The following is a 14,464-nucleotide window of genomic DNA, read 5'->3' on the forward strand; positions in this document are numbered from 1 at the left end:
AGGATAGTTGCTATGCCTGAAGGCCCGGAGATTCGCCGCGCGGCGGATCGGCTGGAAGAGGCGGTGCTCGGCAAGCCGTTGACGCAGGTCTGGTTTGCCTTCCCCGGTTTAAAAACTTATGAACCCTTGCTTACCGGGGAATGCATCGATCGCATTGAGACGCGAGGTAAAGCGTTATTGACCCATTTTTCCAGCGGTCAGACGCTTTACAGCCATAACCAGCTTTACGGAGTGTGGCGTGTGGCGAGGGCCGGTGAGCAGCCGGAAAGCAAGCGCAGCCTGCGGGTTCGGCTGGAAACGGCGGACAAGGCCATTTTGCTTTACAGCGCCTCTGATATCGTCATGCTTGATGAAGCGGGCCTGGCTTCACACCCTTTTTTGCAGCGTGTGGGGCCGGACGTGCTGGATATGACGTTAACGGCAGAACAGGTTAAAGCGCGGCTTTTGTCGCCGCGATTTTGTCGCCGCCAGTTTGCCGGCCTGTTACTGGATCAGGCTTTCCTTGCCGGGTTGGGAAATTATCTGCGGGTAGAAATCCTCTGGCAGGCGCAACTGGCGCCCCGGCATCGCGCCGTAGATTTGACGACACAACAGCTTGATGCGCTGGCCCGCGCCTGTCTTGATATTGCGCGTCTGTCATATCAGACCCGGGGTAAAGTCGATGAAAACCGCCATCATGGGGCGCTGTTTCGTTTTCATGTTTTTCATCGCGACGGGGAACGCTGTGAGCGCTGCGGGGGCGTCATAGAAAAAATGACGCTGGCATCGCGTCCCTTTTACTGGTGCGCGCGCTGTCAGAAATAAGTCGTTGCGCGTAGGCGGCTGCGCAGCGAAGACGGCAGGATAAAGCGGGTAGAACGCTTTTCCCGGGTTGTGCTTAGCGATTGTAAAATCAATATCAATGCGAGACTGCTGACAAACCCCATCCTGGCGCAGACAGGATGGATGAAGTACAATAAAAAATAAGGAAAATCAAGGCATTGTTTTTCGCCTGCTTACCACAAAGAAGGAAAAACCCCGTTTTTTCCTTTTTTGTCAACAGTCTGAATGCCTGGCGTTGCTTTGACTGGCAATACGGGCCGATGTCGTTCGGCCCGTATTGATAACTGGCCCAGGTTGCCCGTTATGAATTTTTTTTCAGATCGGATGTAAATTCGCGCTGCGTATAACCGGTATACAGTTGGCGGGGGCGCGCAATTTTAATACCGTCGTCATGCATTTCATTCCAGTGCGCAATCCAGCCGATGGTGCGCGCCATCGCGAAGATAACCGTGAACATGGAAGACGGAATCCCCATTGCTTTCAGAATAATGCCGGAATAGAAGTCAACGTTCGGGTACAGCTTACGTTCGATGAAGTAGGGGTCGTTAAGCGCAATGTGTTCAAGCTCCATTGCGACTTCTAACAGATCGTCTTTCATGCCAAGTTCGTTAAGCACTTCATGGCAGGTTTCGCGCATAACGGTTGCGCGTGGATCGTAATTCTTATAGACGCGATGACCAAAACCCATCAGGCGGAAAGAGTCATTCTTGTCCTTCGCACGGCGCAGAAACTCAGGGATATGATCCACAGAATTAATCTCTTCCAGCATTTTCAGACAGGCTTCATTCGCGCCGCCGTGCGCCGGCCCCCATAGCGAAGCGATACCGGCGGCGATGCAGGCAAACGGGTTAGCGCCCGATGAACCCGCCGTGCGCACGGTGGAGGTGGAGGCGTTCTGTTCGTGGTCAGCATGCAGAATCAGAATACGATCCATCGCCCGCTCCAGCACAGGGTTCACTTTGTACTCTTCGCACGGCGTGGAGAACATCATATTCAGGAAGTTACCCGCGTAGGAGAGATCATTACGCGGGTAGACAAACGGCTGACCGATAGAATATTTGTAGCACATAGCCGCCATAGTCGGCATTTTCGACAGCAGACGGAATGCGGCAATTTCGCGGTGTCGTGGATTATTGACATCCAGCGAGTCGTGGTAAAACGCCGCCAGCGCGCCGGTTACGCCGCACATTACCGCCATAGGGTGGGAGTCGCGGCGAAAGCCGTGGAACAGTCGCGTAATCTGCTCGTGAATCATGGTATGGCGCGTTACGGTAATGATGAATTCTCTATATTCTTCCGGGGTCGGCTTTTCGCCGTACAGCAGGATATAGCACACTTCCAGATAGTTCGACTGGGTTGCCAGTTGATCGATAGGGTAGCCGCGGTGCAATAAAATACCTTCATCGCCGTCGATAAAGGTGATTTTGGATTCGCAGGAAGCCGTGGAGGTAAAACCGGGATCGAAGGTGAACACCCCTTTTGAGCCAAGCGTACGAACGTCTAACACATCCTGCCCGAGCGTGCCTTTTAGCACGTCCAGTTCAACGGTGTCGCCATTACAGGTAAGCGTTGCTTTTTTATCAGCCATTTATGGTCTCCTTAGCGCCTTTATAGGACAGGGCTGCCAGCGCCTGATTCATGTTATTCGCTATGTTGCCAGTTTGTTTTATGGCGCGTGACTCTGTGTCAGAGGAGGAAACCAGGGTACAGAGTGTCAGGCGGCGTGCAGGCAGTGCATAGTACAGTATGAAACGTGAATAAATCAGGTGGTTAGCAACCGTTGTGATGTTCTTTATGTACCACTAATACCGGGCCTGGTTACATCGGTCAAGACCCCTCACTGTTACATAACTTTTTCATGGGTGAAAGAGTGACCAGGTAACTTTCATGAATTATAGGGATGGTTCGCCGTTGTTTGTAACAAAATTGTTTAACTTTTGTCAATTTCAATGAGTAAAAATTAAAATATTGTTTTAATCGTGATGTAAGTCACTGTTCAGACCAAAAGAGGGCAAAGTGTTTGTGGGTCAATTGTAATGATATTGTGAACGACCTATACTGCCGCCAGGTCTCCGGAACACTCTGCTATCCCGAGCCACCCAGCGTAGTAACCCGTCAATTTAACATCTGGATGCAGTTGTTTTTACATGACGCAGAGTTATAGAAACAGGCGCTGTCTGACCCGCCCGCAGATCCGGAGGAGGGAACAAAATAATAACAGCATTGTGGGCAAAACCGTGAAAAAACAAAGACCTGTTAATTTGGATCTCACTACGATCCGATTTCCTGTAACGGCTATCGCGTCCATTCTCCACCGCGTTTCCGGCGTGATCACCTTTGTGGCGGTCGGTATTCTGCTTTGGATACTGGGGCTGTCTCTCTCATCACAAGAAGGTTTCCTGGTCGCTTCATCCATTATGAGCGGCTTTTTCGTCAAGTTCATTATGTGGGGCATCCTGACGGCGCTGGCTTATCACGTTGTTGTGGGTGTTCGCCATTTGTTGATGGACGCGGGCTATCTGGAAGAATCGTTCGAGGCAGGCACGCGTTCTGCTAACGTCTCTTTTGTTATCACCGTCGTGTTATCCATTCTGGCAGGAGTACTGGTATGGTAAGCAATGCTTCCGCTCTGGGGCGCAACGGCATCCAGGACTTCCTGCTGGTTCGCGCTACCGCAATTGTTATCACGCTTTACGTCATCTACATGGTGGTCTTTTTCGCAACCGCTGGCGAACTGACCTGGACGCTGTGGACTGGCTTCTTCTCCTCAGGCTTCACCAAAGTCTTCACGTTGCTCACGCTGCTTTCCACACTTATTCATGCCTGGATCGGCATGTGGCAGGTGTTGACCGATTACGTCAAACCTGTGGCGATTCGCCTGTTTCTCCAGCTTGCTATCGTTGTGGCGCTGCTGGTCTACGTCATTTATGGATTTGTTGTGGTGTGGGGTGTGTAATGAAATTGCCAGTCAGAGAGTTTGATGCTGTTGTTATCGGCGCAGGGGGGGCGGGTATGCGCGCCGCGCTGCAAATTTCCCGGTCGGGCCAGTCCTGCGCGCTGTTGTCTAAAGTGTTTCCTACACGTTCTCATACGGTATCTGCGCAGGGGGGCATTACCGTTGCGCTCGGCAATTCCCATGAAGATAACTGGGAATGGCATATGTACGATACGGTAAAAGGGTCCGATTATATCGGTGACCAGGACGCTATTGAGTATATGTGCAAAACTGGCCCGGAAGCGATTCTGGAGCTGGAGCATATGGGGTTGCCGTTTTCCCGCCTCGACGATGGGCGCATTTATCAGCGCCCGTTCGGCGGCCAGTCTAAAAACTTCGGCGGCGAACAGGCAGCGCGTACCGCTGCCGCCGCGGATCGTACCGGTCATGCGCTGTTGCATACGCTTTATCAGCAGAACCTTAAAAATCACACCACAATTTTCTCCGAATGGTATGCGCTCGATTTGGTGAAAAACCAGGACGGTGCCGTGGTTGGGTGTACTGCGTTGTGCATTGAAACCGGCGAAGTCGTCTACTTTAAGGCCCGCGCAACGGTGCTGGCGACCGGCGGCGCAGGGCGTATTTACCAGTCCACCACTAACGCGCACATCAATACCGGCGATGGCGTTGGCATGGCGCTGCGCGCTGGGGTGCCAGTGCAGGATATGGAAATGTGGCAGTTTCACCCAACCGGCATTGCCGGAGCCGGGGTGCTTGTTACCGAGGGGTGTCGCGGCGAAGGCGGCTATTTGCTGAATAAGCACGGCGAGCGCTTTATGGAGCGTTATGCGCCAAATGCGAAAGATCTGGCCGGTCGAGACGTGGTGGCGCGCTCTATCATGATTGAAATTCGCGAGGGCCGCGGCTGCGATGGCCCCTGGGGGCCGCATGCCAAACTGAAGCTCGATCATCTGGGCAAAGAGGTGCTGGAATCCCGCCTGCCGGGCATCCTGGAGCTGTCGCGTACTTTCGCGCACGTAGACCCGGTTAAAGAGCCGATTCCGGTTATCCCTACCTGCCATTATATGATGGGGGGCATCCCCACTCGCGTAAGCGGCCAGGCGCTGACCGTCAATGCGCAGGGCGAGGATGTGCTCATTCCGGGTTTGTTTGCCGTAGGTGAAATCGCCTGTGTATCGGTGCATGGCGCTAACCGCCTCGGCGGCAACTCGTTGCTTGACCTTGTCGTTTTCGGCCGCGCGGCGGGCGTGCATTTACAGGAATCTATTTCTGAGCAGGGGACGCTGCGTGACGCCAGCGAGTCCGATGTTGAAGCCTCTCTGGAGCGCCTTAATCGCTGGAACGGCAACCGCAGCGGTGAAGACCCGGTACAGATTCGTAAAGCGCTGCAGGAATGTATGCAGCACAATTTCTCCGTGTTTCGTGAAGGCGAGGCAATGGCGAAAGGGCTGGAGCAGCTTAAAACGATTCGCGAACGTCTGAAGAATGCCCGGCTGGACGATACTTCCAGCGAATTCAATACTCAGCGCGTGGAGTGCCTTGAGCTTGATAACCTGATGGAAACCGCTTACGCCACCGCTATGTCGGCTAACTACCGTACTGAGAGCCGCGGCGCTCACAGCCGTTTCGACTACCCGGACAGGGATGATGAGAACTGGCTATGCCACTCCGTGTATTTACCGCAGCAGGATGCCATGACGCGCCGCAAGGTGAATATGGAACCGAAACTGCGTGCGGCGTTCCCGCCGAAAATACGTACTTACTAATCGCGGAGGCAAGGTGATGAAGCTCGAATTTTCAATCTATCGTTACAACCCGGATGTCGATACTGCGCCGCGTATGCAGGAGTACGTGCTGGAAGCTGAAGACGGGCGCGACATGATGTTGCTCGATGCGCTTATTCAGCTCAAAGAAAAAGATCCGACGCTGGCGTTTCGCCGCTCCTGCCGCGAAGGCGTCTGCGGTTCTGACGGCGTGAACATGAATGGTAAAAATGGCCTGGCCTGTATTACGCCTGTTTCTGCCCTTGGCAACGGAAAACAGAAAATTGTGATCCGCCCCCTGCCCGGGCTGCCGGTTGTCAGGGATCTGGTCGTAGATATGGGGCAATTCTATGCGCAATATGAGAAAATCAAACCTTACCTGTTGAATAATGGGCGGAATCCACCTGCGCGCGAACACCTGCAAAGCCCTGCGCAGCGTGAAAAACTGGACGGACTGTATGAGTGTATTTTGTGTGCCTGTTGCTCAACGTCCTGTCCTTCTTTCTGGTGGAATCCGGATAAGTTCATTGGTCCGGCAGGACTGTTGGCAGCGTATCGTTTTTTGATTGACAGCCGTGATACCGAAACCCGCAGCCGGCTTGACGGCTTAAGCGATGCGTTCAGCGTATTCCGCTGTCACGGTATTATGAACTGCGTCAGCGTTTGTCCGAAGGGATTAAACCCGACGCGCGCCATCGGTCACATTAAGTCAATGTTACTGCAAAAAAATGCGTAAAAGCAGGTAAAGATACCGGGAGCGAGCGCTCCCGGTAGTGTAAAAGAGTCATGACAGGAAATCTTTAAAAACCGCTGCTTAGGTATTTTATTACATCGGCAAAAGGAGCGAAGCAGGCCAACGCCGTCGCAGACTGGCTGGCGTGAATATTCATCACGTCATTCGGCGCGAGACAAGGCGGCCGCAGAGCAGATCCCCGGGAGCATAGAAGGCTATGTGACCGGGGTGAGCGAAGCAGGCCAACGCTGTCGCAGACTGGCTGGCGTGAATATTCATCACGTCTTCGGCGCGAGACAAGGCGGCCGCAGAGCAAATTCCCGGGAGCATAGAAGGCTATGTGACCGGGGTGAGCGAAGCAGGCCAACGCCGTCGCAGACTGGCTGGCGTGAATATTCATCACGTCATTCGGCGCGAGACAAGGCGGCCGCAGAGCAAATTCCCGGGAGCATAGAAGGCTATGTGACCGGGGTGAGCGAAGCAGGCCAACGCTGTCGCAGACTGGCTGGCGTGAATATTCATCACGTCTTCGGCGCGAGACAAGGCGGCCGCAGAGCAAATTCCCGGGAGCATAGAAGGCTATGTGACCGGGGTGAGCGAAGCAGGCCAACGCCGTCGCAGACTGGCTGGCGTGAATATTCATCACGTCATTCGGCGCGAGACAAGGCGGCCGCAGAGCAAATTCCCGGGAGCGTAGAAGGCTATGTGACCAGGGTGAGCGAAGCAGGGCAACGCCGTCGCAGCCCGAATGACGTAGATGAAAAGCGGTTTTTAAAGGTTCCTTCGCGAGCTGGGTACTATGCTCGCCCTGGAATCGCAGGTCACGCGCGCTTTGGCGTGCGTAATAGTTATCCACGGCGAATAAGCAAAAATAGGCTTAAGGATCACGATGCAGAACGGCGCAATGAAAGCCTGGCTGGACTCTTCTTATCTTTCTGGCGCGAACCAGTCCTGGATAGAGCAGCTCTATGAAGATTTCTTAACCGATCCTGACTCAGTGGACGCCGCCTGGCGCGCCATGTTCCAGCAGTTACCTGGCGTTGGCGCCGGGCCGGATCAGTTCCATTCCAAAACCCGAGATTATTTCCGTCGTCTGGCTAAAGACGCTACGCGCTACGCCACGTCTATTACCGATCCGGACACTGACGCCAAACAGGTGAAGGTTCTCCAGTTGATTAACGCCTACCGTTTTCGAGGCCATCAGCAGGCAAACCTTGACCCGCTTGGCCTGTGGAAACAGGATGTGGTGCCGGATCTGGATCCTGCTTTCCATAATCTGACGCAAGCCGACTTTCAGGAAAGCTTTAACGTTGGTTCCTTTGCGATTGGCAAAGATACGATGAAGCTTGGCGATTTGATTGATGCCCTGAAGAAAACTTATTGCGGCTCAATCGGCGCGGAATATATGCACATCACCAATACGGAAGAGAAACGCTGGATCCAACAGCGGATTGAATCCGTTGTTGGACATGCTGAATTTTCGGTGGAGGAGAAAAAGCGTTTTCTGAGCGAACTGACCGCTGCAGAAGGGCTGGAGCGCTATCTGGGCGCTAAATTCCCGGGCGCCAAGCGCTTCTCGCTCGAAGGCGGCGATGCGCTTATCCCTATGCTCAAAGAGATGATACGCCATGCGGGCAAGAGCGGTACGCGAGAGGTTGTGCTGGGTATGGCGCACCGCGGGCGGCTTAATGTATTGATTAACGTGTTGGGTAAAAAACCGCAGGATCTGTTTGACGAGTTTGCCGGTAAGCATAAAGAGCACCTCGGTACCGGCGACGTTAAATACCATATGGGCTTCTCCTCTGATGTGGAAACCGAAGGCGGACTGGTGCATCTGGCGCTGGCGTTTAACCCTTCTCACCTGGAAATTGTTAGCCCGGTGGTGATGGGATCGGTGCGTGCGCGTCTGGACAGACTCTCCCAGCCGGGCAGCAGCCAGGTCTTGCCGATTACCATTCATGGCGATGCGGCCGTGACCGGACAGGGTGTTGTGCAGGAAACCCTGAATATGTCCAAAGCCCGCGGTTATGAAGTGGGGGGCACGGTACGTATTGTTATCAACAACCAGGTGGGTTTTACCACGTCAAACCCGCTGGACGCGCGCTCAACGCCATACTGCACTGATATTGGCAAAATGGTGCAGGCGCCGATTTTCCACGTTAACGCAGACGATCCGCAAGCCGTTGCGTTCGTTACCCGCCTAGCGCTGGATTTCCGTAATACGTTTAAGCGAGATGTGTTTATCGACCTGGTTTGCTATCGCCGCCACGGCCACAACGAGGCCGACGAACCGAGTGCAACCCAGCCGCTGATGTACCAGAAAATAAAGAAACATCCAACGCCGCGTAAAATCTATGCCGACAAGCTGGAACAGGAGGGTATCGGAACGCTGGAAGACGCCACGGAAATGGTCAATCTGTATCGCGATGCGCTGGATGCTGGCGAGTGTGTGGTACAGGAGTGGCGTCCGATGAATCTGCATTCGTTCACCTGGTCGCCTTATCTTAACCACGAATGGGATGAAAGTTATCCCAATAAAGTGGACATGAAGCGCCTGCAGGAGCTGGCCAGGCGCATCAGCACGGTGCCGGAAGCCATTACGATGCAATCCCGCGTGGAAAAAATTTATAGCGATCGCCAGCTAATGGCCGCGGGTGAAAAACCGTTTGACTGGGGCGGCGCCGAAACGCTGGCTTACGCCACGCTTGTGGATGAAGGCATTCCGGTGCGTATTTCCGGTGAAGACTCAGGCCGCGGCACGTTCTTTCATCGCCATGCGGTTATTCACAACCAGAGCAACGGTTCAACCTGGACTCCGCTTGCGCATGTGCATAATGGTCAGGGCGATTTTAAAGTATGGGATTCCGTGCTGTCTGAAGAGGCTGTGCTGGCGTTTGAATACGGCTATGCCACAGCCGAGCCGCGCACGCTGACCATCTGGGAAGCGCAGTTTGGCGATTTCGCCAACGGCGCGCAGGTGGTTATCGATCAGTTCATCAGTTCCGGCGAGCAGAAATGGGGCCGTATGTGTGGTCTGGTCATGCTGCTGCCGCACGGTTACGAAGGGCAGGGGCCGGAGCATTCGTCTGCTCGCCTTGAGCGCTATTTACAACTGTGCGCTGAGCAGAATATGCAGGTTTGCGTGCCGTCCACGCCGGCTCAGGTTTATCACATGTTGCGTCGTCAGGCGCTGCGCGGTATGCGTCGTCCGCTGGTGGTGATGTCGCCAAAATCGCTGTTGCGTCACCCGTTGGCGGTTTCGTCGCTCAATGAGCTGGCGAACGGCACGTTCCAGCCTGCCATTGGCGAAGTTGATGAACTGGATCCAAAAGGCGTGAAGCGCGTGGTGCTTTGTTCCGGTAAGGTTTATTACGACTTGCTGGAACAGCGCCGCAAGCGTGAACAAAACGATGTCGCCATTGTACGCGTTGAACAGCTCTATCCGTTCCCGCACCAGGCGCTGCAGGACGCGTTAAAGCCGTTTGCGCACGTGAAAGACTTTGTCTGGTGTCAGGAAGAACCGCTGAATCAGGGCGCGTGGTATTGTAGCCAGCATCACTTCCGTGAAGCTATTCCTTCAACGGCAGCCTTGCGCTACGCAGGCCGCCCGGCCTCTGCCTCGCCGGCGGTAGGCTATATGTCCGTTCACCAGAAACAGCAGCAGGATCTGGTAAACGACGCGCTGAACATCGATTGATATCAAAGGATAAATAATGAGTAGCGTAGATATTCTTGTTCCGGATCTGCCTGAGTCAGTTGCCGATGCCACCGTGGCGACCTGGCACAAAAAACCGGGAGATAGCGTGCAGCGCGATGAAGTGCTGGTTGAAATCGAAACTGATAAAGTTGTGCTGGAAGTTCCGGCGTCGGCCGACGGCGTGCTGGATGCCGTGCTGGAGGACGAGGGCACGACCGTTACTTCCCGACAGCTTCTGGGCCGCCTGCGCGAAGGCAACAGCAGCGGTAAAGACAGCGGTGCGAAAGCGCAAGAGAAAGCATCCACCCCGGCGCAGCGTCATTCGGCTTCGCTGGAAGAGCAGAACAACGATGCGCTCAGCCCGGCGATTCGCCGCCTGTTGGCCGAACATAGCCTGGATGCCGGTGCGATTAAAGGCACGGGCGTCGGCGGCCGGCTGACGCGTGAAGACGTTGAAAAGCACCTTGCAGGCGATAGCAAAACGCAAAACAAGCCGGAGACGGCCGGGCAGCCCGCTTCCGGGCAGCCGCTGGGCAGCCGCTCTGAGAAGCGCGTGCCGATGACGCGTTTGCGTAAGCGCGTGGCCGAACGTCTGCTGGAGGCGAAAAACGCCACGGCGATGTTGACGACCTTTAACGAAGTGAATATGAAGCCGATTATGGATCTGCGTAAGCAGTACGGTGAAGCATTCGAAAAACGTCACGGCATCCGTCTGGGATTCATGTCCTTCTACGTTAAAGCGGTGGTGGAAGCGCTTAAGCGCTTCCCGGAGGTCAACGCCTCTATCGACGGCGACGATGTGGTGTATCACAACTACTTTGATGTGAGTATGGCGGTCTCCACGCCGCGTGGGCTGGTCACGCCGGTACTTCGGGATGTCGATTTGCTGGGCATGGCGGATTGCGAAAAGCGTATCAAAGAGCTGGCTATTAAAGGCCGGGACGGCAAGCTGACCGTAGACGACCTGACCGGCGGCAACTTCACTATCACCAACGGCGGCGTGTTCGGTTCGCTGATGTCCACGCCAATTATTAATCCGCCGCAGAGCGCCATTCTCGGTATGCACGCGATTAAAGACCGCCCAATGGCCGTTGACGGCCAGGTGGTAATCCTGCCGATGATGTACCTGGCGCTTTCTTACGATCACCGCCTGATTGATGGCCGCGAGTCCGTGAGCTTCCTGGTGGCGATTAAAGAGTTGCTGGAAGACCCGACACGTTTGCTGTTGGACGTATAAGGGCTTCGTCTCTTTCATAAATGGCCGCTCCGCTTGCGGGGCGGCGCCTGTACCCCGAGCGCTCATGCTCATTTATCTGGATGGACAGAATACATGAACTTACACGAATATCAGGCTAAACAACTGTTTGCCCGGTATGGCTTGCCGGCGCCGGTAGGTTATGCCTGTACTAGCCCGCGTGAAGCGGAAGAAGCCGCATCCAAAATAGGCACAGGCCCGTGGGTGGTAAAATGTCAGGTACATGCCGGTGGTCGCGGTAAAGCGGGCGGCGTGAAAGTGGTTAGCAGCAAAGAAGATATTCGCACTTTCGCTGAACAGTGGCTGGGCAAACGCCTGGTCACCTATCAAACAGATGCAGAGGGCCAGCCGGTTAACCAAATTCTGGTGGAAGGCGCGACCGATATTGCTAAAGAACTGTATCTTGGGGCGGTAGTGGATCGCGCTTCCCGTCGCGTGGTGTTTATGGCATCTACGCAAGGCGGCGTGGAAATCGAAAAAGTGGCGCAAGAGACGCCGCACCTGATTCACAAAGTGGCGCTGGATCCGCTGACCGGGCCGATGCCGTATCAGGGCCGCGAACTGGCGTTCAGACTGGGGCTGGAAGGCAGGCAGGTACAGCAGTTTACAAAGATTTTTATGGGGCTTGCGACGCTGTTCCTTGAGCGCGATCTGGCGCTGGTTGAGATTAACCCGCTGGTTATCACCACTCAGGGCGACCTGGTATGCCTTGACGGTAAGCTGGGGGCTGATGGCAACGCGCTGTTCCGCCAGCCGGAGCTGCGTGAAATGCGCGACCAGTCTCAGGAAGATCCGCGGGAAGCGCAGGCGGCGCAGTGGGAGCTTAACTACGTAGCGCTTGACGGCAACATCGGCTGCATGGTGAACGGAGCCGGGCTGGCGATGGGCACGATGGATATCGTTAAACTACACGGCGGCGCGCCGGCAAACTTTCTGGACGTGGGCGGCGGCGCGACTAAAGAGCGTGTGACCGAAGCCTTCAAAATTATCCTGTCTGACGACAACGTGAAAGCCGTGCTGGTAAACATTTTTGGCGGTATTGTGCGCTGCGATCTGATTGCTGACGGCATCATCGGCGCCGTAGCGGAAGTGGGGGTTAACGTTCCGGTCGTCGTGCGTCTGGAGGGCAACAATGCTGAACTGGGAGCGAATAAACTGGCTGAAAGCGGCCTGAATATCATCGCCGCGAAAAGCCTGACCGATGCGGCTCAGCAGGTCGTCGCTGCCGTGGAGGGTAAATAATGTCTATTCTTATTGATAAAAATACCAAAGTCATTTGCCAGGGTTTTACCGGCAGCCAGGGGTCTTTCCACTCAGAGCAGGCGATTGCTTATGGCACAAAGTTGGTCGGTGGCGTAACGCCGGGCAAGGGCGGTACTACGCATCTGGGCCGGCCGGTATTTAATACGGTGCGCGAAGCCGTTGAGGCGACGGGGGCAACCGCGTCAGTGATTTATGTGCCGGCGCCGTTTTGTAAGGATTCTATACTTGAAGCCATTAATGCAGGCATCAAGCTTATCGTGACCATTACTGAAGGTATCCCGACGCTGGATATGCTGACCGTAAAAGTCGCGCTTGATGAGGCTGGCGTGCGCATGATTGGTCCTAACTGCCCGGGGGTGATTACGCCAGGCGAGTGTAAAATCGGTATTATGCCGGGCCATATCCATAAGCCAGGTAAAGTGGGGATTGTGTCCCGTTCCGGTACGCTAACGTATGAAGCGGTTAAACAAACCACGGACTATGGGTTTGGTCAGTCCACCTGCGTAGGCATTGGCGGCGACCCTATTGCGGGATCCAGTTTTATCGATATTCTGAAACTCTTCCAGGACGATCCGCAGACCGAAGCCATTGTGATGATCGGTGAAATCGGCGGAAGCGCGGAAGAGGAGGCCGCCGCCTACATTAAGGCGCACGTGACTAAACCTGTTGTGGGCTACATTGCCGGTGTGACGGCGCCGAAAGGTAAACGTATGGGCCATGCGGGCGCCATCATTGCCGGCGGTAAGGGCACTGCCGATGAAAAATTTGCGGCCCTGGAAGCGGCTGGGGTGAAAACGGTACGTAGCCTGGCGGATATTGGCGAAGCGCTGAAGGCCGTTATCGGTTAATGCTAAAGCGGCACTGCCTTTCTGTGGCGTTGTTATAAAGGCATGCCGTTGTTGGAAAGTTTGAGCCTGAGCCGGGTCAATCCCGCTCAGGCTTTTTGTTTTCTGCGATTTCGGGTGTGAATGGCGTGGTTAAATGCCGCTTTGCTCGTTGATGACGGATAACGGCGCTGCTTTTATTCGTTATTGCGGCAGCGGCGGCGAGCGTTTCAACTTCCAGGCTGAGGTCAAAGCGAGTAAAAACGTGGTTTTGTCCCTTTTGGAATAGAGTAATATTAATTATTTGATTTTTAAACTTTAATTATCACGTTTCGGGTTGGGGTGTTTGGCCTGACGTGTATCACCAGCTCCACATCTTCTTCTTTATTCTTATAACGCTCTGCCGATTCAGGCTGCCAGCCCAACCGTTTTTGCACATTTCCTTCAAAGACCGCCTGGTGTGGGAATGCGCACATTTTTTCTTCATATAGTTTAATTTTGTTATTCATTCGAATGAGAGTGCGTACAAAACGCTTACAGTTTTTGCTATTTCCAGTACCGCCAGTTTCAACCGCTTTTGTCTTCTTTCTGAAACCGGGCATTGCGTCAGGCTGAGTGATATTTGAACAGAGGCAGTAACGTGATCTGTCGGGGTGGCTTAACGCTGTCCTGATTCGGTACTGGCCATGCTAGCCCGCATGGATACGGATATAACGCTTTAGGGTTAGCCATTTAATGCATTAACGGCCATGTAAACTGCGCATGCGCTGTTGTGTGTAATCAGGCGATGCGTGAGCAAAACGCGTTTATATCCAGAGACAGGCGTTGGCCTGGATCCCGCTTTTTTGTTAATTGAAAAGGCAAATCAATATAAATAAAAAGATATTGTCATGTAAACGACGTGTAATAAGATGTGGTTGTTTACTATTCGAAAAAATAAAGATTTCTTTATGTTTTAACGTTACGGTTTTAATTAATTACCGATGATCAATTAAAGCGAAAATGATTATGCTCAGCAGCCAGTAATTTGTATAAGTTAAGATAAATAAATGAATGCTATTATGCACAATAAATTAACATGTAAGTCACTTTTGATGTTAATGATGCTAAATTGTTAACATGGCGCCTGTTAATTGATTTGCGTCAAAGTT

11 protein-coding genes are annotated in these 14,464 nt (G+C 53.8%); 9 read left to right on the forward strand and 2 right to left on the reverse strand.

From position 1 onward, the window contains the following. Positions 1-12 precede the first annotated feature (12 nt). A complete protein-coding gene (gene nei, locus JJB97_RS03850; protein ID WP_238712496.1) occupies positions 13-804 on the forward strand; it encodes an endonuclease VIII in 792 nt (263 codons plus the stop codon). 319 nt (positions 805-1,123) lie between these two features. Here the strand turns inward: nei and JJB97_RS03855 are convergent, their stop codons facing one another. After that, a complete protein-coding gene (locus JJB97_RS03855; RefSeq protein ID WP_238712498.1) occupies positions 1,124-2,410 on the reverse strand; it encodes a citrate synthase in 1,287 nt (428 codons plus the stop codon). A 637-nt stretch (positions 2,411-3,047) separates the two neighbouring features. On the opposite strand from JJB97_RS03855, the gene sdhC reads away from it, so the two are divergent. From sdhC to sucD, 8 genes are all read left to right on the forward strand, one after another. Next, complete coding sequence (sdhC, locus tag JJB97_RS03860) at positions 3,048-3,437, forward strand: succinate dehydrogenase cytochrome b556 subunit (RefSeq protein WP_238712629.1); 390 nt, start codon at positions 3,048-3,050, stop codon at positions 3,435-3,437. After that, positions 3,431-3,778 (forward strand): succinate dehydrogenase membrane anchor subunit, encoded by a 348-nt coding sequence (sdhD, locus tag JJB97_RS03865; protein WP_238712500.1) that lies wholly within the window; start codon positions 3,431-3,433, stop codon positions 3,776-3,778. Before sdhC ends, sdhD begins: the two co-directional genes overlap by 7 nt. Continuing rightward, on the forward strand, positions 3,778-5,544 hold the full coding sequence (gene sdhA / locus JJB97_RS03870; protein ID WP_238712502.1) for a succinate dehydrogenase flavoprotein subunit: 1,767 nt from the start codon (positions 3,778-3,780) through the stop codon (positions 5,542-5,544). The genes sdhD and sdhA overlap by 1 nt, the downstream gene beginning before the upstream one ends. 16 nt (positions 5,545-5,560) lie before the next feature. Next, positions 5,561-6,277 (forward strand): succinate dehydrogenase iron-sulfur subunit, encoded by a 717-nt coding sequence (locus JJB97_RS03875; protein WP_238712504.1) that lies wholly within the window; start codon positions 5,561-5,563, stop codon positions 6,275-6,277. Positions 6,278-7,163: 886 nt separating this feature from the next. Next, positions 7,164-9,971, forward strand: coding sequence for a 2-oxoglutarate dehydrogenase E1 component (gene sucA, locus JJB97_RS03880; RefSeq protein ID WP_238712506.1), 2,808 nt, complete (start codon positions 7,164-7,166; stop codon positions 9,969-9,971). A gap of 16 nt (positions 9,972-9,987) precedes the next feature. Beyond that, complete coding sequence (gene odhB, locus JJB97_RS03885; protein ID WP_238712507.1) at positions 9,988-11,208, forward strand: 2-oxoglutarate dehydrogenase complex dihydrolipoyllysine-residue succinyltransferase; 1,221 nt, start codon at positions 9,988-9,990, stop codon at positions 11,206-11,208. A 93-nt stretch (positions 11,209-11,301) separates the two neighbouring features. Beyond that, on the forward strand, positions 11,302-12,468 hold the full coding sequence (gene sucC, locus JJB97_RS03890; protein ID WP_238712509.1) for an ADP-forming succinate--CoA ligase subunit beta: 1,167 nt from the start codon (positions 11,302-11,304) through the stop codon (positions 12,466-12,468). Continuing rightward, positions 12,468-13,337, forward strand: coding sequence for a succinate--CoA ligase subunit alpha (gene sucD / locus JJB97_RS03895; RefSeq protein WP_238712511.1), 870 nt, complete (start codon positions 12,468-12,470; stop codon positions 13,335-13,337). The genes sucC and sucD overlap by 1 nt, the downstream gene beginning before the upstream one ends. 287 nt (positions 13,338-13,624) lie before the next feature. Here sucD and JJB97_RS03900 read toward each other — a convergent pair whose 3' ends face one another. Continuing rightward, positions 13,625-13,915 (reverse strand): hypothetical protein, encoded by a 291-nt coding sequence (locus JJB97_RS03900; protein WP_238712513.1) that lies wholly within the window; start codon positions 13,913-13,915, stop codon positions 13,625-13,627. Positions 13,916-14,464: the final 549 nt, after the last annotated feature.

The sequence above is a fragment of the Tenebrionibacter intestinalis genome (assembly GCF_016632365.1).
In the GTDB taxonomy this organism is placed as follows: Bacteria; Pseudomonadota; Gammaproteobacteria; order Enterobacterales; family Enterobacteriaceae; genus Tenebrionibacter; species Tenebrionibacter intestinalis.

Excerpts from the sequence above, each read along its gene's own strand:
- nei (WP_238712496.1), top strand. The coding sequence starts at position 13 with ATGCCTGAAGGCCCGGAGATTCGCCGCGCGGCGGATCGGCTGGAAGAG.
- JJB97_RS03855 (WP_238712498.1), bottom strand. The coding sequence starts at position 2,410 with ATGGCTGATAAAAAAGCAACGCTTACCTGTAATGGCGACACCGTTGAA.
- sdhD (WP_238712500.1), top strand. The coding sequence starts at position 3,431 with ATGGTAAGCAATGCTTCCGCTCTGGGGCGCAACGGCATCCAGGACTTC.
- sdhA (WP_238712502.1), top strand. The coding sequence starts at position 3,778 with ATGAAATTGCCAGTCAGAGAGTTTGATGCTGTTGTTATCGGCGCAGGG.
- JJB97_RS03875 (WP_238712504.1), top strand. The coding sequence starts at position 5,561 with ATGAAGCTCGAATTTTCAATCTATCGTTACAACCCGGATGTCGATACT.
- sucA (WP_238712506.1), top strand. The coding sequence starts at position 7,164 with ATGCAGAACGGCGCAATGAAAGCCTGGCTGGACTCTTCTTATCTTTCT.
- odhB (WP_238712507.1), top strand. The coding sequence starts at position 9,988 with ATGAGTAGCGTAGATATTCTTGTTCCGGATCTGCCTGAGTCAGTTGCC.
- sucC (WP_238712509.1), top strand. The coding sequence starts at position 11,302 with ATGAACTTACACGAATATCAGGCTAAACAACTGTTTGCCCGGTATGGC.
- sucD (WP_238712511.1), top strand. The coding sequence starts at position 12,468 with ATGTCTATTCTTATTGATAAAAATACCAAAGTCATTTGCCAGGGTTTT.
- JJB97_RS03900 (WP_238712513.1), bottom strand. The coding sequence starts at position 13,915 with ATGCCCGGTTTCAGAAAGAAGACAAAAGCGGTTGAAACTGGCGGTACT.